This is a genomic window from Steroidobacter sp., assembly GCF_036402275.1.
Classification (GTDB): domain Bacteria; phylum Pseudomonadota; class Gammaproteobacteria; order Steroidobacterales; family Steroidobacteraceae; genus Steroidobacter.
The window spans coordinates 79298-105051 of the sequence record NZ_DASWTF010000014.1 but is presented as its reverse complement, the minus strand read 5'-3'; the positions used below and the strand labels follow the sequence as shown (position 1 = coordinate 105051).

The window sequence follows — 25754 nt, the reverse complement described above, 5'->3', positions numbered from 1 at the left end:
CATGTCCTATCTCGCTCTAGCCCGCAAATGGCGGCCGCGCAGTTTCACTGAGCTGGCTGGCCAGGATCACGTCATGCGCGCGCTCGTGAACGCGCTGCAGACGGGGCGGGTCCATCATGCGTTTCTGTTCACCGGCACGCGGGGTGTAGGCAAAACCACCATCGCGCGCATTCTCGCCAAGTCGCTGAATTGCGAAACCGGCATGACGCCGACGCCTTGCGGTGTCTGCAGCGCCTGTCGCGAGATCGACGAAGGCCGCTTCGTCGACCTGATCGAAGTCGACGCCGCTTCGCGCACCAAGGTGGACGACACGCGCGAGCTGCTCGATAACGTCCAGTACGCGCCGGCGCGCGGTCGCTACAAGGTCTACCTGATCGACGAAGTGCACATGCTCTCGACGCATTCGTTCAATGCGTTGCTGAAGACGCTCGAAGAGCCGCCGCCGCACGTCAAGTTCCTGCTCGCGACCACCGATCCGCAGAAACTGCCGGTGACCGTGCTGTCGCGCTGTCTGCAATTCAATCTCAAGCGCTTCCCGCCGGCGATGATCCTCAAGCGGCTGCAGTTCATCTGCGAGCAGGAGAACATCGCGTTCGAACCCGAAGCGTTGCGTCTCGTCGCGCGCGCGGCCGAAGGCAGCATGCGCGATGCGCTGAGTCTGCTCGACCAAGTGATCGCATTCGGCGGCGGCAAGCTCACCGGTGAAGACACCCGGACCATGCTGGGTACGCTGGATCGTGCGCAGGTTTTCGGCATCGTCGAAGCGCTGATCGCGCGCGATGCTCGCAAAGTGCTCGACGCCGTGAACGAGCTCGATGAGCACGCCCCGGATTATCGCGAAGTGCTCGCCGAACTCGCGGCGCTGTTGCAGAAGCTCGCGCTCTTGCAGGCGGTGCCCGATCTGCAGATCGACGAGTCCGAAGACGTCGAGGCTTATAAGAAGCTCGCGGCCGCCATCACGCCGGAAGACGCGCAGCTGTTCTATCAGATCGCCATCGTTGGCCGTCGGGATCTGGAGCTGGCTCCGGATGCGCGCGGCGGGTTCGAGATGGTGTTGCTGCGAATGTTGGCGTTCAGTGCGCAGGAAGTCGTTGCAGCGGCAGGCAGTGCGCCGCCGGCTGCGGCTCCGGCTCGCTCATCAGGCGCGTCCACCGGTGGCGGTGTGCCAGCTTCGGTGCGTGCCGCGGCGGCCGCGCCGCCGGCACCAATGGCCGCTCCTGCGCCGGCTGCGAATGTCGCACCGTCCGCGCCGAAAGCGGCGCCGGCGGCTGCATCGAACGGTAGTAGCGATTGGGGTTCGATGGTCACGCAGATGAATCTGGGCGGCATCACGCGTCAGCTCGCCGTGCATTGCATGTTCCTCGGCCGGGAAGGTCACAAAGTGCGCTTGTCGCTTGATCCGGAAGGCGCGCACTACCGCACCGCTTTGATGGAAGAGAAGCTCAAGCAGGCGCTGAGCACGTACTACGGCGAGGCGGTGGTGCTGGAGTTCGTCGAGGGCGTGAGTGAGACGATGAATACGCCGGCGCGGCAGCTCAAGGCGGCGGCCGACGATCGTTTGCAGAACGCGCGCGCCTCCATCGAGAACGATCCCAATATTCGCGCCATGAAAGAAATCTTCGGCGCGACGGTGACGCCCGAGTCGATCCGGCCGACCGACAATCATTGACGGAGTGTTGAGTTATGAAAGGCAATATCGGCAACATGATGAAACAGGCGCAGCAGCTGCAGGCCAATATGCAGCGCGCGCAAGCCGAAATCGCCCAGCTCGAGGTGACGGGCGAGGCGGGCGGCGGCATGGCGAAAGTGGTCATGACCGGCAAGCATGAAGTCCGCCGCGTGACGCTCGATCCTTCGATCGTGAGCAGCGACGACAAGGACATGCTCGAAGACCTGATCGCCGCCGCGATCAACGACGCCGTGCAGAAGGTCGATCGCACCACCCAGGAACGCATGTCCAGCCTGATGGGCGGGCTGAATCTGCCGCCCGGTTTCAAGATGCCGTTCTGACGATATCGGGCCGCTGCGCGGCTCGTTGGATTGTATCGCTCCGCCTTGGCCGGAAGACCCACCCCCTGGCCCCCTCCCGTGTACGGGAGGGGGAACTAAATGTTTAATTTTTTCTTCCTTCTTAGGAAGGAGTAGCCGGATCTCGGGTCAGCCGGTCCGTTGGCAGCGTGCGGCAGCGGCGAAATACATCCGCGCGCCGCGCGGTTTAAACTAACCCTCCTATGATTTATCCGCCGTCCCTCATTCGTCTGATCGAAGCGTTTCGTTGCCTGCCCGGCGTCGGGCCGAAATCGGCGCAGCGGATGGCGTTTCATTTGTTGGAAAAGGACCGCAACGCCGCCGGCCTGCTGGCCGACGCATTGGCCAAGGCGGTGTCGGGCGTCGGGCGTTGCCAGCGCTGCCGCATGTTTGCGGATGCCGAGCTGTGCCCGATCTGCGCCTCATCGGCGCGCGATCGTGCGACGTTGTGTGTGGTGGAGTCGCCGGCCGACGTGGCGGCCATCGAGCAGTCGGGCAGTTATCGGGGTACGTATTTCGTTTTGATGGGGCACCTCTCGCCACTCGATGGCATCGGGCCCGATGAGCTCGGCTTCGCGCAGTTGGAAACATTGCTGGCCGAAGGCTCGGTGAGCGAAGCCATTCTCGCGACCAGCACCACGGTGGAGGGCGACGCGACCGCGCATGTCATTGCCGAAATCGCGGCTCGTCACAATGTGAAATCCAGCCGCATCGCGCATGGCGTGCCCATCGGCGGGGAACTCGAGTACGTCGATGGCGGCACGCTCGCTCACGCGCTCGCCGGCCGACGCACGTTGACCTAAGCGGCAGTCTTCTTCGCCCGCGGCTTCGGTTTGGCGGCCTGAGGCGCGTTTTTAGGCTCCGCCGGCGGCGACAGGCGGACCTGATCCTCGCCGTGCAGCTCCATCAGCGACTCCATCAGGTCTTCCTCCTCCGCACTCGAACACACCCCGAGCACCGTCGCCTCATCGCAGCCTTCGGCGGCGACGTAGGCGTGCCCCATGTTCGAGTCGATATAAATCGATTCTCCCGCCTCGAGCACGATCGGATCGTAGAACTCCGTGTGCACCTCGATCTGCCCCTCGATCACGAAGATGTATTCCTCGCCCGAGTGATGCACCAGTTCCCCAAACTCTTCGAGCGTCTTGGCGCGAATGCGCGTCAGCACGGGGATCATCCGTTTGCGTCGCAGCTCCCCGCACAGATAGTAGTAATCGTAATTGCGCGTGTTGACACGGATGGCGCGATCGATCCGCCCGATGCTCCGCCGGGCGGTGACGGGCTGCGAGGCCGCCTCGGTGGGCTCGGCGAACAGATCCGACATGCGGATCTTCAAGCGCTCGCTCAGCTGCAACAGCTTGTCGTAGGTGAGCGTGAGCCGGTCGTGCTCGACCTTGGCCAGGGTCGAAAGCGGAATGCCGGTGCGATCGCTCATTTCCTTGAGCGTCCAGTCGTTGCGCGTGCGTAACGCACGGATCACACGACCCAGCGTGGGTTTCTCGGCGGGTCGGTCGGCGCGCTTGTCGGCGCCGCGCTTGTCTGCGGGCTTGGCTGTTTTCATCGGGGTTCATTCTACCGGATGACGGTTCGGTCTTACTTCGGCGATTTGCACAATCGGGTTGACGATTCTCCAATCAGGACTATTATTCCCAATAAGAGAAAATACCGCCGCTCCTCGAGCGGCGCCAGCACAGGGGTGAGGATGGCGATGCGCGTACGCAGGGCGACGACCTTGATGGCGGCCCTCTGTTTTCTGACTGGCATCGCGTGCTCGCAGGAAGGCGCGCAGCTGTCGCCGCCGGGACCTGCCACCGAAGCCTCGGTTCCCCGAGCCGAAGCGCCGCCTGGCGCGGCGCCGCTCACGCGAGCCGATGTGGGAGCATGGCTGGATGGCTATCTGCCATACGCGCTGCAAACGGGCGGCGTGGCCGGCGCGGTCGTGGTCGTCGTCAAGGACGGCGAAGTGCTGGTGAAAAAGGGCTACGGCTATTCGGACGTGGCCGCGCGCACGCCGGTCGATCCGGATCTCACATTGTTCCGTCCGGGCTCGATCTCGAAGCTGTTCACGTGGACGGCGGTGATGCAGCAGGTGGAGCAGGGCAAGCTCGATCTGGACGCCGACGTCAACAAATATCTGGATTTCGAGATTCCGCCGCGGGATGGCGAGCCCGTGACCCTGCGTAACATCATGACGCACACGGCCGGATTCGAAGAGCAGCTCAAGGGCTTGATGGGCGAGGAGGGCAAGCCCGTCGCAGGCTTCGAAGAGCGCCTCAAGGCCTGGGTGCCGACGCGCATCTTCGCGCCAGGCAGGACGCCTGCGTATTCAAACTATGCGACGGCGCTCGCGGGCTACATCGTTCAGCGCGTCTCGGGCGTGCCGTTCGACGATTACATCGATCAGCACATCTTCCAGCCGCTCGGCATGGAGCACTCCACCTTCCGGCAGCCGCTGCCCGAGAAGCTGAAGCCCCTCATGTCCAAGGGCTACGAGGTCGCCTCGGGCGAGCCCAAGCCTTTTGAAATCGTCGGCGTCTCGCCCGCGGGCAGCCTGTCCGCGACGGGTGCGGACATGGCGAAGTTCATGATCGCTCATCTGCAGAAGGGCGCCTTGGGCTCGACGCGCATCCTGCAGGAGAGCACGGCCGAGCAGATGCACAGCACGGCGCTCACCATCCTGCCGCGAGTGCATCGGATGCTGCTCGGCTTTTATGAGCAGAACTACAACGGTCACCGCGCGCTCGGTCACGGCGGCGACACGAACTGGTTCCACAGCGACCTGCATCTGTTCATCGACGACGGCGTCGGCATGTATATCTCGATGAACAGCGCCGGCGACGGGCCGGCCAGTCATCGGATTCGCAGCAAGTTGTTCGATCAGTTCGCCGACCGTTATCTGCCGGGCCCGAAGTTCGAGGGCAAGGTCGATGAGCAAACGGCAGCCGAGCATGCGCGCATGATTGCCGGCGTCTACGAAAACTCGCGCCGGCTCGAGTCGAGCTTCTTCAGCCTGCTCGGCCTGGCCGGGCCGGTCAAAGTCGTGGCCAATGCGGACCACACCATCAGCGTCTCGCTCGCGGACGCGCTGGCGGGCGCGCCCGTCAAATGGCGCGAGATCGAGCCTTTCGTGTGGAGCGATGCGGATGGCAAGAGTTTGCTGGCCGCGGTCGCCGAGGACGGCAAGGTGGTACGTTTCAGCTTCGATGGTCTGTCGCCGTTCATGATGTTCGATCGCACGCCGGCGTCGCGATCGCCCACCTGGCTGCTGCCGGCGCTCGTGCTCGGTCTGATCGCTTTGCTGTTGACGAGCCTGGCATGGCCGGTGTCGGCGCTCGCTCGCAAACATTATGGCGTTCCGTACGGCTTGTCCGGTGAGGATGCCAGGGCGCATCGCTGGATCCGGATCGCCGCCACCGCCTCGGTTGCGATCTGCATCGCGTGGGCCGCCACGATCAGTATGATGATGAGCGATCTCAGCATGCTCTCGGAAAGTTTCGATGGCTGGGTGTGGCTGATGCAGCTGCTGTCGCTCGTGGTGTTCCTCGGCGGTGCGGCGCTGGGTGTCTGGAACGCGTGGATGGTCGTTCGCAGCGCGCGCAAGTGGTATGCGAAAGTCTGGGCAGTCGTGCTGGCGCTCTCGTTGCTGGTGCTGCTCTGGGTGGCGTTCGCATTCCATCTCATCGCGTTCGACGCGAACTATTGATTTCGAGTTTCAAGAGACAACGTGAATTCAACAGCCAGCGTGTCGACTCAACTCCACCTGCCGCAACCGTATCTGCTGTTCCTCGGCGATACGACAGAGGCGGGCTACGCCAAAACTGCGTTCGGCTTGAGGGACTGGGCACCCGAGCAATGCGTGGGCGAGCTCGCCTGCTCGGAAGACGCAGTCACCCTCGGCCTGCCCAAGCTCACACCGGCGGAAGCGAAGGCGCGGGGAGCGCGCTCCATGATCATCGGCGTCGCGAACATGGGCGGGCGCATCCTCGACAGCTGGATGCCGTCGCTGCTGGAAGCGCTCGAAGCAGGGCTCGATCTGGTGGGTGGAATGCATACGCGACTTGCCGATACGCCGGCGCTGGTGGCCGCTGCCGAACGTCATCAACGTCGTCTCATCGACGTTCGCACGCCACCCCGCGGAATTCCGACGGCCACGGGCCGCAAGCGCAGTGGCAAGCGTCTGCTGGCGGTGGGAACGGATTGCGCGTTGGGAAAGAAATACACCGCGCTTTCCATTGCCAGAGCATTCAAACGACGCGGCCTGAACGCGGATTTCCGAGCCACGGGTCAGACCGGGATCATGATCAGCGGAAGCGGCATGCCCATGGACGCCGTGGTGTCGGACTTCGAGGCCGGCGCGGCCGAGATGCTGACACCCGATGCGCCGCCGGATCATTGGGATGTGATCGAAGGACAGGGCTCGTTGTTTCATCCCTCGTATGCCGCCGTGTCGCTCGGACTGTTACATGGCAGTCAGCCGGACGTGATCGTCGTCTGTCACGAGCCCGGCCGGACACACATCATCGGCCTGCCGGATTTTCCGCTGCCGAGTCTGGAAGAAACCATCGATCTCAACCTGCGCCTCGGGCGGCGGACGAATCCTGCCATTCGCTGCGGCGGCGTGAGTCTCAACACCTCGAAGCTGTCGGCGTCCGAGGCGCGCGAGTTGTTCGCGACCGAGAGCAGGCGGCTCGGGGTGCCGGTCGCCGATCCGATCCGTGGCGGTGAGGAGTTCGAGCATCTGTTGGATCACTGTCTTAGATGAGCTCCACCTGGTTTCAGCGCTATCTGTTACCGGGCTTTGCCTTCAAGGCCGTCGTCATCGGCGGCGGCTATGCGACGGGTCGTGAGCTGGTCGAGTTCTTCCTGCCGAGCGGTCCCCGAGGCGGCTTGCTCGCGATGGGGCTTGCCGCGGTGATCTGGAGCGTCGTCTGTATCGCGACGTTTCTGTTCGCGCGCGCCACGCACAGCGAAGACTATCGGACGTTCTTTCGCCATCTGCTCGGCCGTGGCTGGATCGTCTTCGAGATCGCGTACTGCCTGTTCATCGTGTTGATACTCGCCGTGTTCGGCGCGGCGGCGGGCGCGATTGGCGCAGCGTTGCTCGGCTGGCCACCGCTCATCGGCACCTTGTGTCTGATGCTGGGCATCGCACTGTTCGTCGCATTCGGGAATACCTCCGTCGAGCGGCTGTTCAAATGGGTTTCGTTCTTTCTGTACGGGGTGTACGGCGTATTCGTGGTGCTCGCGCTCGGCGCGTTCGGTGATCGCATCTCGGCCAACTTCGCGTTGGACGCGCCTACGGATGGCTGGGCGCTCGCGGGCATCACTTACGCGGGATACAACATCGTCGGCGCGGTCGTGATCCTGCCGGTCTTGCGTCATCTCACGAGCAACAGGGACGCCATCATTGCCGGTGCGTTGTCGGGTCCGCTCGCCATGATTCCGGCGCTTCTGTTCTTCATCTGCATGGTGGCGTACTACCCGCAGATCGAAGCGCAGGCGCTGCCTTCCGACTTCCTGCTGCAGCGTCTGGATGCGCCGCTGTTTCATGCCGCGTTCCAACTGATGATCTTCGCGGCGTTGCTGGAAAGCGGCACGGGCAGCGTACACGCAGTAAATCAGCGCATCGAGCAAGTGTGGCGTGCGCGATTCGGAAGGGATCTTTCGGTGCGCTCACGGTTCGTTGCCGCCGGCGTGCTCCTGGTGATCGCGATGTTACTGGCCGAGCGCTTCGGCCTCGTCACATTGATCGCGCGCGGTTATCGCGGCCTCGCCTATGTCTTGATCGCGGTATATGTGGTGCCGGTGTTGACCTATGGGGTGTGGCGGCTCTGGCAGGGACGCGGGCAGGTAGCTCTTTCGCCGCAATGAACCCCTCTCTGCCTCGGCGACGGGCCGATGCAGCGATGAGGTGGGGAAATGAACCGGCGAGAGTTCACGGTAGGCAGTGCCGCCGCAGCCATGGTGGCGGCGTTCGCGCCTGCGTCGAATGCGAGCAGGAGCGAGCATCTGCGATGGGCGCCATACGCGGACACCATCGCCATCGATATGCTGGCTGGCGTCGGCAAGTGGCCCGGCGCCGCGGATGAATCCCTCGATCCAACCGAGCTCGCCGAAGTTCGAGCCAGCGGCCTGAGCGCCATCAATGTGACCCTTGCGCCGCAGGGAATGTTCTGGTTCGACGCCGAGGCGGCCGAAAAGTGCGAGCGCCAGTTGCAGCTCTGGGAAAGCCGGCTCGCGAAGCATCCCGAGACATTCACGTCGATTCGAAGCGGCGCGGATCTGCGTCGTGCCCATCGAGAAAAACGCGTCGGGGTCATCTACGGTTTTCAGGACACCTCGCCCATCGGTGAGGACTTGAGCCGCATCGATTCGTTCCATCGGCGCGGCGTCCGCGTGATTCAACTCACCCACAACCGTCGCAATCTGGTGGGCGATGGCGCGACCGAGCCGGGCAATGCGGGTTTGAGCAATTTCGGTCACCAGATGATCGAAGCGCTGGAGGCCAGGCGCATCGTGGTCGATCTGGCGCATGGGAGCCGGCGGACCACGATCGAGGCGATCGAGACGGCGAAAAAGCCGCTGCTGATCGGGCACACCGGCTGCGCGGCGCTGAGCGATCTGCCGCGCAATCAACCCGACGACATCCTCCGGGCGTTGGCCGATCGTGGCGGGGTGACGGGCATCATCTTCTGGCCGTATCTGCGCAAACTGGAACAGCCCATGGCTGTGGATGTGATCGCGCACATCGAGCACGCCATCGATGTTTGCGGCGAGGACCACGTCGGCATCGGCACCGACTCGAGCGTCAACGAGATCGACCGAACCCCGCAGTTCGAAGCCGAAAACCGCACGATGATCGCCGGGATGGTGGAGGGCGGGATTTTCGAGAAGGGTCGCCCGGCGGATCTGTATACATTCATTCCCGATCTCAATCATCCGCGGCGTCTGGAGACGCTCGGCGCGATGCTCTCGGCCCGTGGCCATTCCGACGCCCGGATCCAGAAGATCCTCGGCGGCAACTTCGCCCGCGTGCTCACTGAAATCTGGGGCTGAGGCAGGAAAATCCCGGCGGCTGCGGTAGCCTTTGGCGGCGGGTCAGCCCGTCATTGCCAATAACATCTCATCAACTTGCCCAGGCGCCCCTTGCAGACCGAACCCGATCGTCGCGAGCGCTGGTTTCAGGACCTCGTTGCCAATGTCGGCGGCGACCTGCTGCGCTTCTTGCGTTCGCGGCTCCGACACGGCGACGTGGCTCAGGATCTCGCGCAGGAGGTCTATCTGCGCCTGCTGCGCATGGATGATGTGGGGCTGATCCGCAACCCGCGTTCGTTTGTGATCCATCTCGCGGCCCATGCCGCCCACGAATGGCGGATGCTCGCCCGCAATCGCCTGCAGCACTCGGAGGAAGAGTTGCAGCAGCTCATTGCGGAATTCGCCGATCCAGCCGACCTGCTGGAAGAAAACGACCGGCTGCACGAGCTGCGACAGGTGCTCGCCACGCTCAGCCCGAAATGTCAGGCCGTGCTGCTCATGCATCGTCGCGACGGCATGACCTACCAGGAAATCGCCGAGCGCATGCAGCTGTCGGTGGCGATGGTGAAGAAGTACATGGCCAAGGGTCTCGCGGCCTGCCACAAGCAAATGGACGGGGAGGAGTAGTCATGGACAGCGCGCGCGACAAGGCGGCTGAGGCCGTGATCGACGAAGCCTCTCAGTGGGTGGTGCGGCTCAGCTCGCCGGATGTATCGATGGAGGAGCGACGGGCGTTCGTCGCCTGGCTGAAGCGCTCGCCGGTGCACCTCGGCGAATATCTGCGCTTGGAGTGCACGTGGGCCGAGCTCGCCGACGTCGATCGGAGCAGGACCCTGAACATCGAGGAACTGCTCGCGGTCGAGGAGGGAAATGTCGTTGAGCTTGCGCTCGGTGCGGCTGCGCCGCCGCCGTTGGTCAAGCGACGCTCCAGTCGGCATTTCGGCGCGGCCATCGCTGCCTGCGCGGTGCTCGCGCTCGCGGCGTTCTTCTCATTTCAGACGCTGGTAGCGGGGCGATACGCGACCGACATCGGCGAGCAACGCACGATCCGATTGGACGACGGCTCGACCGTCGCGCTCAACACCAACACCGCGATCCGCGTCGAGCTGACCGACACGTTGCGTCGAGTGGATCTCGTGAGAGGCGAAGCCCTGTTCAACGTTGCAAGGGATCCAGCGCGTCCTTTCCGTGTCCTGAGCGATCGCGCCATTGCGCAGGCCGTGGGTACGTCCTTCCTCGTGCGCAGGAACGCCGATGACACGGTGGTCACCGTGATCGAAGGGCAGGTCGCCGTGGCCCGCGTCGATCAGATCCGGCTTGCTGCGACGGTCGATGTACCGGCGAACGCCCTGCACGTTTCCGCTGGCATGCGAGCGGATGTCGCCTCGGAAGAGATACAAACGACGCCGGTGTCGAATCTCGCGGCGGTGACCGCGTGGAAGACCGGACGGCTGATGTTCGAAGGCCAGCCGCTGTCCGAGGTTGTCGCCGAGTTCAACCGTTATAACCAAAAGCAGATCGTGCTCGAGGACTCGGCGCTATCGGCCGAGCAGTTGAGCGGCGTATTCGATGCCAACGACCCGCAGGCGCTGGTGCGGTTTCTGGAGCGCGCCAACGTCATCGAGCCGGCCCAGGTGAACAACGACACCATCGTTCTCACGCCGCGCAGGTAGCGCAGGAGCATCATCATGGACAGGCGCGCAGTTGCACTGATGGCTCCTCTGCTGCTGGTGACGCAACTCGCGCTGGCCGATCCCACCTATGAGTTCAACATTCGCGGCGCCTCGCTGCAGTCGGCGCTGCGCCAGTTTGCCGATCAGACCGGACTGCAGATCTCGTATTTCACCAAGATTGCGGAAGGCCACACCGCGCCCGAGGTGTCCGGCACATTGACTGCCGAAGCGGCGCTGAAGCTATTGTTGAAGGCGAGCGGGCTGACCTTCGAACGCATCGATCCGCGGACCTTGGCGATTTATCCGGCGCCGCCGGCGCAAGATGTCACGGCCACTTCGAATGAAACGGCGGCCGCGCCGCCACGATCCAAGCCTCTGCGCATCGCGCGGGCCGCCGAGCGGTCTGAAGCGCGCACCACTCACGAGCCCGTCGCCCCTGGTCACTCCATCATCGAGGAAGTCATCAGCACAGGCTCGCACATTCGCGGCGTGCTCAACGAGACAGCGCCCGTGACCGTCCTCGATCGGCGTTATATTGAGCGCTCCGGTTTCACCAATCTGATGCAGCTGGTGAGCTCGCTGCCCATGAATTTCAAAGGCGGCACCTCCGGCGCGACGGAAGTCGCCGCGTTCGGGATGGCGCCGAACGTTGGCCAGAATCTCACGCGCGGCACGGGGTTCAACCTGCGCGGATTGGGATCGGTCGCGACGCTGACACTCATCAACGGTCGTCGCGTCGCGCCCTCGGCGCAGGGACAGTTCGTGGATGTGAGCACGATCCCGATGTCGGCGGTGGAGCGTGTCGAGATCTTGACCGATGGGGCCTCGGCGATCTATGGCGCGGATGCCGTGGCCGGCGTGGTCAACATCATTCTGCGCAAGGATTTCCAGGGCGCCGAGACAGGCTGGGAGTACGGCGCGACCACCGATCGCTCGCTCGATGAGCACCGCGTGTCGCAGATGGCGGGATCGAATTGGGAGAGTGGCAATGCATTGTTCATTGCCGAGTACTATCGGCGCAGCAATCTCTCCATCGAAGACCGCGACTACATTCTGGAGGCGGGCGCGGAGACGCCCTCGGATCTGTTGCCCCATCGCAAGCTCGGCACGATGGTGTTCACTCTCGATCAGCAGTTGCCGGCGAACTTCGACTTCGCGACCCACTTCACGTACTCGTACGAAGAGGTCGATGTTCGCAATACCATGCACGGCTATCTGGAAGAGCAGACGCCTGATACCAACCAATGGAGCGCCGGGCTGAGTCTGGGCTACGAGCCTGCCGGCGATTGGCGGATCTCGCTGGATGGGTCGATCGCCCGCGTCGAAACCAATAGCGATTTCACTTACTGGTGGCTGGACACGGGCGAGATGACCGATCAGCTCCAGGACTATCGCGACAAGTACCGCACCTGGTCGAGCGATCTCAAAGCGGACGGCACGCTCATCGCGCTGCCCGGCGGGCCGATGCGCCTTGCGGTGGGCAGCTCGTATCGCAAAGATGACTTGATCTCCACGCGTTATCGAACCGTGCCCAATACCGGCTTCGAGGTGCGAGCGGACGACACGCGTGATGTGACTTCACTCTATGCCGAATTGTATGTGCCCATCGTCGGCGCGGAACAGGACCTCACGTGGGCCAAACGGATCGATGTGTCGCTCGCCGGTCGGCATGACGACTATTCCGACTTCGGCAGCACCTTCAATCCAAAGTTCGGCGTGGTGTGGACGCCGGTGGACAGCCTCGATCTTCGAGCCACCTACAGCACTTCGTTTCGAGCACCCAACGTCGCGGAGAAGGCGTTGGTGCGCCGGCCTGTGCAGATCTCCTCGGGATACTTGTTCGATCCCAGCGGCGCCGGAGATCTCATTCCGATCTTCTATCTGAACGGCAGCCGGGAGTTGACGGCGGAGGAGTCGGACAACGTCGCGTTGGGTTTCACGTTCCGTCCGCGCAGCCTCGAAGGCCTGGAACTGTCGCTGAATTCTTTCCACATCGAATATACGAACCGCATCGAGGCCGTCCCCTATGACGAGGGCGCGCTGTCCCGGCGCGATGAGTTCGGCCAGTTCATCTCCGAGATCCCCGACGATGCGGCGGCGGCCTGGCTGGCCGACCGTCTGGCCGAAGGCTGGGTGTTCATGGACTGGGAGGGCATCGGCTCGACCGGCGTGCGTTATCTGTACGATCTGCGGCAGCAAAACGCCGCCCGAACCGAGCTGCAAGGGTTCGACGCCACGCTGCTATACAAATTCAACCTCGCCCGGGACGCCTTCGATCTGCAGCTCGATGTCACCCATTTGGGCGAGATCCTGACCTCGTTGGCCGAGGACACCCCACGGTTCGAGGTGGTCGACACTTACAACCAGCCGCTCGACTGGCGTTTTCGCCTGATGGGCACCTGGATCCGAGGTGGGCTCAGCACGACGGTGGCGGTCAATCACGCCGACAGTTACGTGAATGACAGCCAGGCCATCGATGTGCCGATCGGCTCGTGGACCACGGCCGATTTGAATGTGAGCTATGACTTCGACGGGCGCACTCAGTCCTCGCTGTTGGAAGGCACGCGCATCGCGGTCGGGGTCAGCAACGTCACCGACCGCGAGCCGCCGCGCGCGATCTCGCCGCTGTTTCCAGTGGGTTTCGATGTCTTCAACGCCGACGCCATGGGGCGTTTCGTTTCGGCGTCCGTCACCAAACGTTGGTAGGTGTCCATGCGAATGAATCTGCCGCCGTTGTTGTGGGTGCGCGTGCTGGAGGCCGCGGTTCGGCACGAGAGCTTCGTCGGCGCCGCCCGCGAGCTCTGCGTGTGCCCAGGGGCCGTCAGTCGCACGATCAAGGAGCTCGAAGCGTTTCTCGGGGCGACGTTATTCGTGCGGCGAGCACGAGGTGTGATTGCGACCGAGACTGCTCGCACTTACGCACGAGCCGTCGCACCGGCGCTCGAGCAGATTGCGCAAGCCTCGGCGGCGGTTCAGCGCTCACCCACGCCCATCAGTTCCGCGAAGCGTGATCTTGGCAGCAGTCGTACTGCAGCTGTTCGTTGAACTCGGGCCGACCTTCCGGCGTGAGGTCGAATAGGTTCCAGAGGGGTTCGAGCGTGCCTGCGGCGCGGTGATCCTGGCCGGGATCGCTTGGAGCAAACATGAGCTCCGAGGCCCAGAAGAAACGGATCGCGCCGTCGCGGCCGCGTTTGAATACCAGCGTGATGGGCAACTGCTGACCTTCATCGTCCTCACCGTGATAGTCGCGCCGGAAATTTGGCGCATGGGCGGAGGACAGCAGACGAACGTGTTTCCACCCGCGATCGCGCGCGACACCAAGCAGCTGCGCGAGCGGGGCCTTGGCGACGACCGCGAAGTTGCCGCCCGCCGCTTCGAAGTGAGGAGCGGCCGCGTCGAGCTGGTCGATCAGCGCGGTACACGAAGGGCAGGGTTGTTCCAGCGTCGGCAGCTGCGATGTCTCACCGCTGGTGGCGGGCTCCCGCGTATCGGACTTGTGACGCGGGAACATGTAGTTGTAGAACACCACCGAATCGGCGCCGTCGCGGAACAGCGCCGAGAGTTTGATCTTTGTGGGCTTGCCATCCGCACCCAATCCGTCGAACTCATAATCCTCGGGGATCTTGCCACCGGCAGGCAGCGCACGACGGTGCGCAGCCACGCTCTCCGTCAGCCGGCGCAATGCGATTTCCTGTTCGAGAAGCGCATTGCGGGCACTGCGATATTCGGCGGACTCGTTCGGGAAGGTGACACCCATGGCCGTTCTCCTGGCGGATCGCTGAACCTGAAGTCCTGGCGGGGCGGCGTCGTTCCCGACGAATTTTTTCGATTCGAGTGTCGGAAAGCGCGAAGTGGGGGCGTCCTTGGGTCAGGAACGCACATTTAACGACACTGGAGAATGACAATGAAGCGATTGCTGACCCAGACTTTGGCCGCCGTGGCGCTGATGGCTCCCGTTTTTTCGACGCTGGCCGACAGCGAGCCGGCGCCGGCCGCGGCTCCCGCGATCTCAGCGCCCGACAAGTCGGGGCGGGTTGCCTTGAACGGCCTCAATTACTACTACGAGATCCGCGGCAAGGGCGAGCCGTTGCTGCTCCTGCATGGCGGCCTCGGCTCCATCGATATGTTCGGCCCGGTGCTGCCGGCGTTCGCTCAAGAGCGCCAGGTGATCGCGGTGGATCTGCAAGGTCACGGCCGCACGGCGCTCGGCGATCGCAAGTTCAGCCTGGAAGGCATGGGCGATGACATGAAGGGCATTCTCGAGAAGCTGGGCTACAAGCAAGTGGATGTGCTCGGCTACTCATTGGGCGGCGGGGTGGGCTTCCGGCTGGCTGTACAGCATCCGGAGTATGTGCGGCGTCTGGTGCTCTTGTCTGCCGGCTATGCGTCGGAAGGCTTCTTTCAAGACATTCGCGCGCAGCAGAACACGATCAACGCGGATGCGATGGCGTTCATGAAGGACACGCCGATGTATCAGTCGTACGTGAAGGTGGCGCCGAAGCCGGATGAGTTCCCGCGCCTCTTGGGAGCGATCGGCGACTTCATGCGCAAGGACTACGATTACTCGGCTGACGTGCCGAAGCTCAAGATGCCGGTGATGCTCGTGTTCGGCGATGGCGACATGTATCGGCCGGAGCACATGATCAAGTTCTATCAGATCCTCGGCGGCGGCTTGAAGGATGCGGGTTGGATGCGCGAGAACCTTTCGCAGAATCGCCTCGCCATCCTGCCGAACGCCACGCACTACGACATCCTGTACTCGCCCGGTCTCGTGTCGACCACCTTGCCGTTCCTCAACGGTTACCCGAAGTAACATTCGCGGTCAGGTGCAACACGGCCCGCGTCGGCAGCAAACAGCTGCCCTCGCGGGCCGATTCGTTTTCAGCGCCGACGTTCGTATTCCGGCGCCAGGCCCCGCATGATGTTGAGCAGGCGTTTGTAACTTTCGTAGCGACGAGCGGAGAGGGCCTTGTTGGCGACGGCGGTGGTGACCGCGCAGCCGGGTTCGCGGAGGTGCAGGCAATTGTTGAAGCGGCATTCGGGGGCGAGCTTGAGGATTTCAGGCCAGCCGACCTGAACCATTGCATCTTCCACCGGCGGCGGGGCGTAATCGCGGACGCCGGGGGAGTCGATCAGTTCGCCACCGCTCGCCAACTTGAAGAGTGCGGACGACACGGTCGTGTGACGGCCTTCGCCCGTCGAGTCCGATAGGGAACGAGTGGCGCGCTCGGATTCTGGAGCGAGCCGGTTGGTCAGCGTCGATTTGCCGACGCCGGATTGACCTACCAGCATGGCGCATGCACCGGTGAGCAATTCGCGAACGGGGGCGACGGTCGGCTCATTCTTCGCCGACACGTGCAGCACCGGAAAGCCAGCGTGCTCGTAATCGCTTACCCGGGCCTGAAAGTCAGGATCCTCCGCACCGGGCAACTCCGATTTGTTCACGATCAGCGCGCCGGAAATGCCCGCGAGCGCGGCGCCCGCCAGGTAGCGGTCGGCGATGTACAGGTCGGGCTCGGGCTCCGGTGCGATGATGACGATGAGCAGCGAGAGATTCGCAGCGAGCGGCTCCGTGCGCCCGCGACTATCCGTGCGAGCAAACAAAGAGCGGCGCGATGACACGCTGACCACCTTCGCAACATCGCCACTGCTTTGTGACGGACCGCGGATCAGCACTTCATCGCCGCACACGCAATTCAAACGTTTGCCGAACAACTCAGCCGGCATCCGGACGCCGGCCGCAGTCTCGACGATGACGCGACGGCCGAAGGACTCCGTGACGCGCGCGGGCGTCTCAGCCGCGTCGCTCATGAGCGCTGGGTGGCCAGCGTTTGCAGGCGCGCGATCCGCACCAGCGCGGGCGGGTGCGAGTCATAGAAGGCCGAGTGCAGACGGTCCGGTGTCAGCGTGGTTGCATTGTCTCGATAGAGCTTGACGAGCGCATCGGCGAGCTGCCGCGCATCGGCATGCTGAGCCGCGAACTCATCCGCTTCGAATTCGTGCTTGCGCGACCACCAGGAGCCCAGCGGCGTCAGGAAATAAGTGAACGATGGCAGCACGAACATGAAGAGCAGCAGCGCCGCGTGCGCGGAGGGTGTGCTCACGCCGAGCGCAAGATAGAACTGCGGCCACTGCGCGAGCGCGCCGAGCAACGCGAGCCCGAGCAAGCCCATGCCGAGCGAGAGGATCAGGCGCGAGCGCACGTGATGCAGTCGGAAGTGACCGAGCTCGTGCGCCAGCACCGCTTCGACCTCCGGAATCTGCAGCCGCTCGATCAGCGTATCGAAGAACACGATGCGCTTGTTGCGGCCGACGCCGGTGAAGTAGGCGTTGCCATGGACCGAGCGCCGCGAGCCGTCCATGACGAACACGCCTTTGGACGCGAAGCCGCAGCGCTCGAGCAGCGCCTCGGTGCGTTGCTTGAGCGACTCATCGGAGAGCGGCGTGAATTTGTTGAACATCGGCGCGAACACCGTTGGCCACGCCCAGGTGATGAACACGGTGAAGGAGACCCAGACCAGCCAGGCATACAGCCACCACAGCGCGCCCGCCTGTTGCATCAGATAGAGGATCACGAATATCAGCGGGCCGCCCAGCAACAGGCTGAGCACCAGGCTCTTGAACAAATCGGCGATATACAGCCCGAGGGTGGTGCGGTTGAAGCCGAAGCGCGCTTCGATACCAAAAGTGCGCCACAGTGCGAGCGGCAGACCCACGGCGCCGACGATCAGGAACGTGGACAGCACGACGGCCGTGCCGTGCCAGGCGGGGGATAAACCCGCGGGCTGCCACAGCCGATCGACGGCGTCGATGCCGCCCCCCAGGGTCAGCACCAGGGCGATGCCCGCATCCAGCAGTACATCCCAGCGGTTCAGGGCGGCCCCGGCGACGGTATAGTCAGCTGCCTTCTGGTGAGCGGCGAGGTCGATCTGCCGGGCAAACGCCTCGGGGACCTGGCCGCGATGCCGAAGCACCGCCGCGACCTGGCGCTGATTGAGCCAGCTGCGCATGGCCGTGGAGGCGAGCAGCAGCAATACAAACAAGCCGGTAAACCAATGCATTATGTGCCTCGATATCGCCGCGGGAGACTCTAGCGTCAGCTGCTATGATGAGGCAACGACACGTTTTTCCGAACCTTTGAACCTGGGGCAGAGCTTATCGTGACCGACCGTGACCCGACCCGTCTGATCTGGATCGATCTGGAAATGACGGGCCTGAAGACCGACAGCGACCACATCATCGAAATCGCCACCGTCGTCACCGACAAGCACCTGAACACGCTGGCCGAAGGGCCGGTGCTGGCCATTCACCAGCCGGACGAAGTCCTGGACGCGATGGACGACTGGAACCGCCGTCAGCACGGCGCCTCGGGGCTTGCCGCCCGCGTGCGCGCCAGCACCATCTCGGTCCAGGAGGCGGAGCGCCAGACGTTGGATTTTCTGAGCCGCTGGATCGAGCCGGGCGTGTCCCCCATGTGCGGCAACAGCATCTGCCAGGACCGACGCTTCATGGCGCGCGAGATGCCCGATCTGGAGCGGTATTTTCACTACCGCAATCTGGATGTGAGCACGCTCAAGGAGCTGGCGCGGCGTTGGGCGCCGGAGGTGTACAGCAGCTTCCAGAAGAGCTCCACGCACCTGGCGCTCGATGACATTCGCGATTCCATTCGCGAGCTGCAGCACTACCGCACTAATTTTCTGCGCGCCTGAGGCGCGATCTTCCTCCGCGCCTTACGGCGCGGAGGTCGCTCTCGACTACTTCGCGACGGCGGAGCCACCGGCGAGGAACAGCCAGGTCTCGACCACGGTATCGGGGTTGAGCGAGATGCTCTCGATGCCTTGCTCGACCAGCCAGCGCGCCAGGTCCGGATGATCCGAAGGACCCTGGCCGCAGATACCCACGTACTTGCCATTCTTGCGACAGGCGTCGATCGCGAGCTTCAGCAGCGCCTTCACCGCATCGTCGCGCTCATCGAACAGCTTGGCGATGATCGCGGAGTCGCGATCCAGGCCGAGCGTCAGCTGCGTCATGTCGTTCGAGCCGATCGACATGCCGTCGAAGAACTGCAGATAACGATCGGCGAGCAGCGCGTTGGTCGGCAGCTCGCACATCATGATGACCTTCAGCCCGTTCTCACCGCGCTTCAGGCCGTTCTCGGCCAGCAGCTGCGTGACTTGCTCTGCTTCCTTGAGCGTACGCACGAACGGCACCATCACCTGCACGTTGGTGAGTCCCATCTCCTCGCGCACGCGCTTGAGCGCGCGGCACTCGAGCTCGAAACAGGGGCGGAATGTTTCATCCACGTAGCGCGACGCGCCGCGGAAGCCGATCATCGGATTCTCTTCGTGCGGCTCGTACTGACGGCCGCCGATGAGATTGGCGTACTCGTTCGACTTGAAGTCGGACATGCGCACGATCACGGGCTCGGGCGCGAACGCCGCGGCGATGGTCGCGATGCCTTCGCACAGCTTATCGATGTAGAAGCTCACCGGATCCTTGTAACCATTCATCTGGCGACGAATGGTCTGCTGCAACTCCTTAGACAACGAGTCGAATTCGAGCAGCGCGCGCGGATGCACGCCGATCATGCGATTGATGATGAACTCGAGACGCGCGAGGCCCACGCCCTTGTGAGGGATGCTGGCGAAGTCGAAGGCGCGGTCGGGATTGCCGACGTTCATCATAATCTTCGTCTTGATGGCCGGCAGCGCATCGAGCTCGATGATCTTTTGTTCGAAGGGCAGGGCGCCTTCGTAGACGAAGCCGGTGTCACCCTCGGCGCAGGAGACCGTGACTTCGGTGCCTTCCTTGATCGTCTCGGTCGCATCCCCGCAGCCGACGACCGCAGGAATGCCGAGCTCGCGCGCGATGATGGCGGCGTGACAGGTGCGCCCGCCGCGATTGGTGACGATCGCCGAGGCGCGCTTCATCACTGGCTCCCAGTCAGGATCGGTCATGTCGGCGACCAGCACGTCACCGCTCTGCACGCGGGTCATTTCCTTCACATCGCGGATGATGCGAGCGGGGCCCGCGCCGATGCGCTGACCGATGGAGCGGCCGCTCGAGAGCACCTTGGATTTCTTTTTCAGCGAGTAGCGCTGCACGGTGCGGCCGGCGCGGCTCTGCACGGTTTCCGGACGCGCCTGCAGGATATAGATCTTGCCGGTCTCGCCGTCCTTGCCCCACTCGATATCCATCGGACATCCATAGTGCTCTTCGATGATCAGCGCCTGCTTGGCGAGCTCCAGAATGTCGGCGTCGGTGATGGAGAACTTGTTGCGATCTTCCGTCGACACATCGACGGTCTTGACGCGCTCGCCGCTGCCTGGCTCGCCATACACCATCTTGATGGCCTTGGCGCCGAGCGTACGACGCAGGATGGGCGCATGGCCCGACTTCAGCGTCGGCTTGTAAACATAGAACTCATCGGGATTCACCGCGCCTTGCACCACCGTCTCACCGAGGCCGTAGGAGGCGGTGATGAATACGACATTACGGAAGCCCGAGTCGGTGTCGAGCGTGAACATCACGCCGCTTGCGCCCACGTCCGAACGGCACATGTACTGAATGCCAGCAGACAACGCGACCACGTCGTGCTTGAAGCCCTGGTGCACGCGATAGGCGATGGCGCGGTCGTTGTATAGCGAGGCGAACACTTCGTGCACGCACTTGATCAGCGCTTCCTTGCCGCGCACGTTGAGGAATGTTTCCTGCTGGCCGGCGAAGGAGGCGTCCGGCAGATCTTCGGCGGTGGCGGAGGAGCGAACCGCGACGGCGACATCGCGACCGCCGCCCATGCGCTCGTAACCGGCGAGGATCTCCTGCTCGAGCTTGGGCGGAAACGGCGTCGAGAGAATCCACTGACGGATCTTCGCGCCCACCTCGGTGAGCTTCTCCACATCGTCCACGTCGAGCGCGGCGAGCTCCTTGGAGATGCGATCGGCGAGGCCCTCGTGCGCGAGAAAATCCCTATAAGCCTGCGCTGTGGTGGCATAGCCCGTGGGCACGCTCACGCCCATCTTGGCCAGGTGGCTGATCATCTCGCCGAGCGAGGAATTCTTGCCGCCGACCGTGTCGACGTCGTGGCGCCCGAGCTTCTCGAAGGGTACTGTGTAAGCGGTCAAGGCCTGTCCTCATGAACCCGCTTGTGTGGCGGGCCCGATCAATGAAACACTCGATGAAACGCTGGTCGCGAGCGACCAAAGCCTTGGGATTTTAACCGCAACGCGCGATGACGCGTGAGTCTTGGCGACAGAAGAATGGAACGACGAACGGTTTTTTTCGTTTCCGACCAGACCGGCGTGACCGCCGAGACCATGGGTCATAGCCTGCTGACGCAGTTCGATGGGCAGGCATTTCGGCAGGTGACTCTGCCATTTATCTCCACTGTTGACAAGGCGGAGGAGGCCGTCCGTCGCATCAACGCGACGGCCGAGGCGGAGGGCGTCCGACCCGTGATTTTCAGCACTTTGGTGCAGGAGGACATGCGCGAGATCATCAAGCGCGCGAATGGCCTGTTCCTGGATTTCTTCGACGCCTTCCTGGGCCCGCTCGAGATGGAACTGAAGCTGAAGTCCTCGCGGGCGCAGGGCCGGGCGCATGGCATGTCCGACATCGGCGCCTACACCACGCGCATCAACGCCACCAACTTCGCCCTGGCGAACGATGACGGCGCTGTCACGCGCGACTACGAACGGGCCGATCTGATCCTGGTGGGTGTCTCGCGCACCGGCAAGACGCCGACCTGCCTGTACATGGCCTTGCAATACGGCATCTTCGCCGCCAATTATCCATTCGCTGACGAGGAGCTGGAGACCGGGCGGTTGCCGGCGGCGCTGGTCAAGCATCAACGCAAGCTGTACGGCCTGACCATCGCGCCGGAACGTCTGCAACAGATCCGCAACGAGCGCCGGCCCAACAGCAATTATTCTTCACCCTCACAAGTGGACTTCGAAGTTCGCACCGCCGAGGCGATTTTTCGTCGTTACGATATTCCAAGCATCAACACCACGGAATGTTCCATCGAAGAGATCGCGAGTCGCATCCTCGATCGGACTGGCGTGGAGAGGCGGTTGCGTCCCTAGGGACGCACAGAGGATACGCGCCCTTAAGAACGTGCGTGTCCGGCACGCGTCGTGCACGCTCCGGCCCACGCACGGACATGCCTGCAAATGACCCGTGACACAAGTCTCACACTACTGGCAGTAGTGCGAAATTGCTGTGCTATATTCGGACCATGTCGATAGACCTTACAGCAAGCGATGTGAATTGCCCCGTCAGCTGGCGCTCCCGTCCGGGCAGCTTCGTCAGCCTGATGTCGCTGTACGAGAGCAATTACATCCGTCTGGGCTGGCTGGTGCCGGACCTGGAAAAAGCCGCGGCCACGCAGATCTCCGTGGTGAACGGCGATTGCCCGTTGCACCTGGCGATCGAAGAGCGCAGCCGCTACACCACCACGTTGCGATTGACCTATGTTTTCGATGACGAGGCGGGGCCGCTCGCGGATCCGGATCTGCTGATCCGGGTGTATCGCGACGCGCGCCTGGCCGAAGTGCAGGCCTGCGCTCGCTGGCACCGTCACGCGTTGCTCGAATCGCTGCGCTCGCAGCTCGCGCGCGATCTGGGCGATCGCTGGCTGCGCAACGTCATGCTCAACAAGTGGCTCGATTATTGCGTCGAGCGCGGTCATCACTTCCCGGCCCTCGCCACCGCTTGAAGCTACGCGAGCTTCTCGCGCCGGGCACGCGGCAACCCGCCGAAGACGAGCGGCTGCTGCAGCTTTATTGGAATCGCGCCGAGCTCAAGAAAGAGCTCACCCGTCTGCAGGATGAGCGTCACAAGCTGCTCGAGCAACTGCGCAACCACGAAGCCACCTTCGTCCGTCACAGCGAACAGCTGCTGCATCTCGAGGAGTTTCTCGGCAATCCCGAGACCGGCGCGCATGCCCTGGTTTATTTCCAGCTGCGCTCGCTATGGCGGGCGACGTCGGCGAAAGTCGCACGCTTCGCGCAGCAGCTTCAGCAGCAACAGGCCGAGCGTGAGCAGCGTCGATTGCACATCGAGTTCGATCGCACCCGCCGGCAGCAGCTTGCCGATTTCGACCGTCGCATCGGAAGCGCCCGCTCACGCGCCGAAACGCTCGATGCGCAGGTGAAGCTGGAAGAGGCGCGATTGGAGAAGATGCGCGGCTTCTGGAACTACGCGCGTCGGCGCAAGCTCGCGGAACAAATCGAGGCCGAGCGCGCGGAATGGGATCTGGCCATGACCGAGGTCACCGACCTGAGCGATGACCGGACCGCGCTCGAAGACAAGCCGCCGCCGCCGCTCGAAGGCATTTCCATCGATGGCCGTCGCATCGTCAATACTGCCGTCATCGCCTATGCGCAGCAGCTGGTCGCCACGATGTCCGGCGGCGGACTTGCGGTGCTCGCGAAAGAAACAACCACCAAACGGGTGTTCGACATGCAATACGGCACTCGCGAGGAATGCGCACGTTTGATGCTGCTGCTGCGTGAGGCGCTCGCCGCGATCAAAAACGAAAAGGACGATCTCAGTGGATTGAAGGAGCGCACCGACGCGCTACGCGCCGTAGCTGCCTATCGCAGCGATGCGGACACGGTGCCGCTCACCGATTCGATCGGAACGATGCCGATGCCGCCCGCGCTGGTCTCGGGGCTCGAAGCAGGCAACAAAGCGGGCGTGAACGTGCTGGTCGACGACTACTGGGATTTGTATCAAGCGCTCTTGCAATGAGCGCCGGTCGTCGAATGTGAGATTCCAGGAGCCGCCCTCGATCGAGGGCGGCTCTACTATCTGGAATTACGGATTGGTGCCGGAGCGATCGCTCTCGGCCTTCAGGCGCGACAGGTACAGATTGGTCATGCCGCTCAGGTCCGCGGCGATCTCCACCGTCTCATCCAGCACGGCATCCGGCGGATCCTGACCCGTCAGGTCGGCAAGCTTCGCCACCGTCGGCAGACCGCGAGCCTTGCGACGTTCGTTCTCACGCGTGAGGCGCTCCTGCTCGAGCTGTTCGCGCTCGGCGATGCGGGTCTGCAGGTTCAGCGACAGCTGCTTCTGCGTGCGCACCTTCTCGAACGAATCGAGATCCGCGAGCAGCGAGCGGAAGTCCGGGTCGGTGGCGATGCGCTGCTCGTGCGACTGCTCGAGCGCCGCGATGGCCTGCGTCAGCTGACCTTCCTTCGCGAACTCGGCCGGACGAATGCGATCCCAGGGCAGGGCGCTCTCGCGCGTGCTCTCACCGACCTCTTCGGGGCTGATGGCGGTCGGCATGGAGATGTCCGGCTGCACGCCACGATGCTGGGTGCTCTCGCCAGTGACGCGATAGTACTTGCCGATGGTCACGGTCAGCTGGCCGAAGCCCGGATCGGGACCCAGCGCGTAGCGATCCAGCGGATACAGGTTCTGCACCGAGCCTTTACCGTAGGTCTGCTGACCGACCACGATGCCGCGGCCGTAGTCCTGAATCGCGGCGGCGAAGATTTCCGAGGCCGAGGCGCTGTAGCGATCGACCAGGACGATCATCGGGCCATCCCACGCCGTGTTCGGCTCAGGATCGTCGAGCACTTCGACGCGGCCACCGGTCTCGCGCAACTGCACGATCGGGCCGCTCGGAATGAAGAGACCGGAGAGGGCAGTGGCTTCGGTCAGATGACCGCCGCCGTTGCCACGCAGGTCCATGACCAACGCGTCGACCTTCTCGGTCTTCAGTTCATTGATCAGTTTCTGCACGTCGCGAGTGGTGCTGCGATAGTCCTTCGCGCCCGAGGACTTCGCTTCGAAGTCCTGATAGAAGCTCGGCACGTTGATCACGCCGACCTTCATCTCACGATCGCCACGCTTGATGGTGTGCACTTCCTTCTGCGCGGCCTGCGCATCGAGCGACACCTTGTTCCGCTGCAGCTCCAGCACCTTTTCCGGTGAGCCCGGGGCGGCGCCCGCGGGGAGGATGTTCAGGCGCACGGTCGTGCCGACCTTGCCGCGAATGATCTGAACCACGTCATCGAGCCGCCAGCCGATCACGTCGACCATCTTGCCGGTTTTGCCTTCGCCGACCGCGATGATGCGATCGTTCGCGCCCAGGGTGCCGTTGATCGCGGCCGGGCCGCCGGGCAGCACGTTGAGCACCGTCACGTAGTCATCGACGAGCTGCAGCGAGGCGCCGATGCCCTCGTAGGAGAGGCTCATCTGAATGCGATATTCCTCGGAATTGCGCGGCGAGAAGTAGCTCGAGTGCGGATCGAAGACATGGGCGAAGGAGTTCATGAACACTTCGAAGATATCATCGCTCGTGACCTGCTCGGTGCGCTTCACCACGCGCTCATAGCGCTTCTGCAGGATGTCCTTGGTTTCCGCCCAGGTCTTCTCGGTGAGCATCAGCGACACCGCATCGTTCTTCACGCGACGGCGCCAGATGTCGTTCAGCTCTTCGCTGGTCTTGGCCCACGGCGCCTTGGCGCGATCGAATTCGAACGATTCGTTGACGGTGAAATCGGGCTCGGTCTTGAGCAGCTCCACCGCGTAGTTGACGCGCTCCTTGTTACGCACCTGGAAGCGATTGAAGATCGCGAACACCGGCTCGAGCTGCCCGCCGACCACGGCGTCATCGAGCTGATAGCGATAGCGCTCGAATTCGGCGATGTCGGAGGCGAGGAAGTAGCTGCGGCTGCCGTCGAGCTGCTCGATGAAGCGGTCGAGCACCAGCGAGGACACCGGGTCGTTGATCGGCGACTGGCGGTAATGCGAGCGCTCGATCACGTTGCTCACGAGCTTGCTCACGCGACGCTGGCGCTCGGTGGGCGAGAGGTCCTGCGAGTTGGCGGTCGCGACCGCCTTGGCGACGGGGGCTTGCGCCGTCCCGGCCAGCAACGCACAGACCACCAGCAACGCCGGCAAGCTGAAGATCAACGTATTGCGCCGCTGCTTGGCGGGTTCGTGCGAGGGCGACTGATACACTGTTTCACATCCTCATCAGGGGGCTCGTCTGTGGGCTTCGGC

Annotated in this window: 22 protein-coding genes; 16 read left to right on the top strand and 6 right to left on the bottom strand. The window is 63.3% G+C overall.

Annotated features, from left to right (window positions below):
• The first annotated feature begins 1 nt into the window (after nt 1).
• From dnaX to recR, 3 genes are all read left to right on the top strand, one after another.
• The gene (gene dnaX, locus VGD45_RS07465; protein ID WP_331154651.1) at nt 2–1669 is read left to right on the top strand and encodes a DNA polymerase III subunit gamma/tau; all 1668 of its coding nucleotides are present in this window, start codon (nt 2–4) and stop codon (nt 1667–1669) included.
• 14 nt (nt 1670–1683) lie between these two features.
• Nucleotides 1684–2010 (top strand): YbaB/EbfC family nucleoid-associated protein, encoded by a 327-nt coding sequence (locus VGD45_RS07460; RefSeq protein ID WP_331154650.1) that lies wholly within the window; start codon nt 1684–1686, stop codon nt 2008–2010.
• A 221-nt stretch (nt 2011–2231) separates the two neighbouring features.
• A complete protein-coding gene (recR, locus tag VGD45_RS07455; protein ID WP_331154649.1) occupies nt 2232–2831 on the top strand; it encodes a recombination mediator RecR in 600 nt (199 codons plus the stop codon).
• Here the strand turns inward: recR and VGD45_RS07450 are convergent.
• A complete protein-coding gene (locus tag VGD45_RS07450) occupies nt 2828–3589 on the bottom strand; it encodes an XRE family transcriptional regulator (RefSeq protein WP_331154648.1) in 762 nt (253 codons plus the stop codon). The genes recR and VGD45_RS07450 overlap by 4 nt on opposite strands.
• Nucleotides 3590–3736: 147 nt before the next feature.
• Between VGD45_RS07450 and VGD45_RS07445 the strand changes: the two genes are divergently transcribed.
• The 8 genes from VGD45_RS07445 to VGD45_RS07410 all read left to right on the top strand — a co-directional run bounded on the left by VGD45_RS07445 (nt 3737) and on the right by VGD45_RS07410 (nt 13781).
• Nucleotides 3737–5731 (top strand): serine hydrolase domain-containing protein, encoded by a 1995-nt coding sequence (locus VGD45_RS07445; protein WP_331154647.1) that lies wholly within the window; start codon nt 3737–3739, stop codon nt 5729–5731.
• Between the two features lie 21 nt (nt 5732–5752).
• Nucleotides 5753–6790 (top strand): DUF1611 domain-containing protein, encoded by a 1038-nt coding sequence (locus VGD45_RS07440; protein ID WP_331154646.1) that lies wholly within the window; start codon nt 5753–5755, stop codon nt 6788–6790.
• Entirely contained in the window at nt 6787–7899 is a 1113-nt protein-coding gene (locus VGD45_RS07435; protein WP_331154645.1) for a hypothetical protein, read from the top strand. Before VGD45_RS07440 ends, VGD45_RS07435 begins: the two co-directional genes overlap by 4 nt.
• Nucleotides 7900–7947: 48 nt before the next feature.
• Nucleotides 7948–9084 carry a dipeptidase gene (locus VGD45_RS07430; RefSeq protein ID WP_331154644.1) on the top strand — a complete coding sequence of 379 codons (1137 nt, stop codon included), beginning with the start codon at nt 7948–7950 and terminating at the stop codon, nt 9082–9084.
• A gap of 90 nt (nt 9085–9174) precedes the next feature.
• Nucleotides 9175–9690 carry an RNA polymerase sigma factor gene (locus VGD45_RS07425; RefSeq protein WP_331154643.1) on the top strand — a complete coding sequence of 172 codons (516 nt, stop codon included), beginning with the start codon at nt 9175–9177 and terminating at the stop codon, nt 9688–9690.
• Between the two features lie 2 nt (nt 9691–9692).
• Nucleotides 9693–10736, top strand: coding sequence for a FecR family protein (locus tag VGD45_RS07420; RefSeq protein WP_331154642.1), 1044 nt, complete (start codon nt 9693–9695; stop codon nt 10734–10736).
• Nucleotides 10737–10751: 15 nt separating this feature from the next.
• Nucleotides 10752–13442, top strand: coding sequence for a TonB-dependent receptor (locus VGD45_RS07415; RefSeq protein ID WP_331154641.1), 2691 nt, complete (start codon nt 10752–10754; stop codon nt 13440–13442).
• A 6-nt stretch (nt 13443–13448) separates the two neighbouring features.
• The gene (locus VGD45_RS07410) at nt 13449–13781 is read left to right on the top strand and encodes a LysR family transcriptional regulator (RefSeq protein WP_331154640.1); all 333 of its coding nucleotides are present in this window, start codon (nt 13449–13451) and stop codon (nt 13779–13781) included.
• Here the strand turns inward: VGD45_RS07410 and VGD45_RS07405 are convergent.
• Nucleotides 13729–14493 carry a DUF899 family protein gene (locus VGD45_RS07405; RefSeq protein ID WP_331154639.1) on the bottom strand — a complete coding sequence of 255 codons (765 nt, stop codon included), beginning with the start codon at nt 14491–14493 and terminating at the stop codon, nt 13729–13731. The genes VGD45_RS07410 and VGD45_RS07405 overlap by 53 nt on opposite strands.
• A 147-nt stretch (nt 14494–14640) precedes the next feature.
• Here VGD45_RS07405 and VGD45_RS07400 point away from each other — a divergent pair, with 147 nt between their 5' ends.
• Nucleotides 14641–15549, top strand: a complete 909-nt coding sequence (locus VGD45_RS07400; protein WP_331154638.1) for an alpha/beta fold hydrolase — start codon at nt 14641–14643, stop codon at nt 15547–15549.
• A gap of 68 nt (nt 15550–15617) precedes the next feature.
• Here the strand turns inward: VGD45_RS07400 and rsgA are convergent, their stop codons facing one another.
• Both rsgA and VGD45_RS07390 read right to left on the bottom strand, forming a co-directional pair.
• Entirely contained in the window at nt 15618–16547 is a 930-nt protein-coding gene (rsgA, locus tag VGD45_RS07395) for a ribosome small subunit-dependent GTPase A (protein ID WP_331154637.1), read from the bottom strand.
• A complete protein-coding gene (locus VGD45_RS07390; RefSeq protein ID WP_331154636.1) occupies nt 16544–17797 on the bottom strand; it encodes a M48 family metallopeptidase in 1254 nt (417 codons plus the stop codon). The genes rsgA and VGD45_RS07390 overlap by 4 nt, the downstream gene beginning before the upstream one ends.
• A gap of 99 nt (nt 17798–17896) precedes the next feature.
• Here VGD45_RS07390 and orn point away from each other — a divergent pair, with 99 nt between their 5' ends.
• Nucleotides 17897–18445 carry an oligoribonuclease gene (orn, locus tag VGD45_RS07385; RefSeq protein WP_331154635.1) on the top strand — a complete coding sequence of 183 codons (549 nt, stop codon included), beginning with the start codon at nt 17897–17899 and terminating at the stop codon, nt 18443–18445.
• A gap of 45 nt (nt 18446–18490) precedes the next feature.
• Here orn and ppsA read toward each other — a convergent pair whose 3' ends face one another.
• Entirely contained in the window at nt 18491–20860 is a 2370-nt protein-coding gene (gene ppsA / locus VGD45_RS07380) for a phosphoenolpyruvate synthase (protein WP_331154634.1), read from the bottom strand.
• Between the two features lie 135 nt (nt 20861–20995).
• Here ppsA and ppsR point away from each other — a divergent pair, with 135 nt between their 5' ends.
• From ppsR to VGD45_RS07365, 3 genes are all read left to right on the top strand, one after another.
• Nucleotides 20996–21820 (top strand): posphoenolpyruvate synthetase regulatory kinase/phosphorylase PpsR, encoded by an 825-nt coding sequence (gene ppsR, locus VGD45_RS07375; RefSeq protein WP_331154633.1) that lies wholly within the window; start codon nt 20996–20998, stop codon nt 21818–21820.
• A gap of 179 nt (nt 21821–21999) precedes the next feature.
• Nucleotides 22000–22452, top strand: coding sequence for a DUF1249 domain-containing protein (locus tag VGD45_RS07370; RefSeq protein ID WP_331154632.1), 453 nt, complete (start codon nt 22000–22002; stop codon nt 22450–22452).
• Nucleotides 22449–23489, top strand: coding sequence for a hypothetical protein (locus VGD45_RS07365; protein ID WP_331154631.1), 1041 nt, complete (start codon nt 22449–22451; stop codon nt 23487–23489). Before VGD45_RS07370 ends, VGD45_RS07365 begins: the two co-directional genes overlap by 4 nt.
• 66 nt (nt 23490–23555) lie before the next feature.
• Here the strand turns inward: VGD45_RS07365 and VGD45_RS07360 are convergent, their stop codons facing one another.
• A complete protein-coding gene (locus VGD45_RS07360) occupies nt 23556–25712 on the bottom strand; it encodes a carboxy terminal-processing peptidase (RefSeq protein WP_331154630.1) in 2157 nt (718 codons plus the stop codon).
• Between the last annotated feature and the right edge of the window lie 42 nt (nt 25713–25754).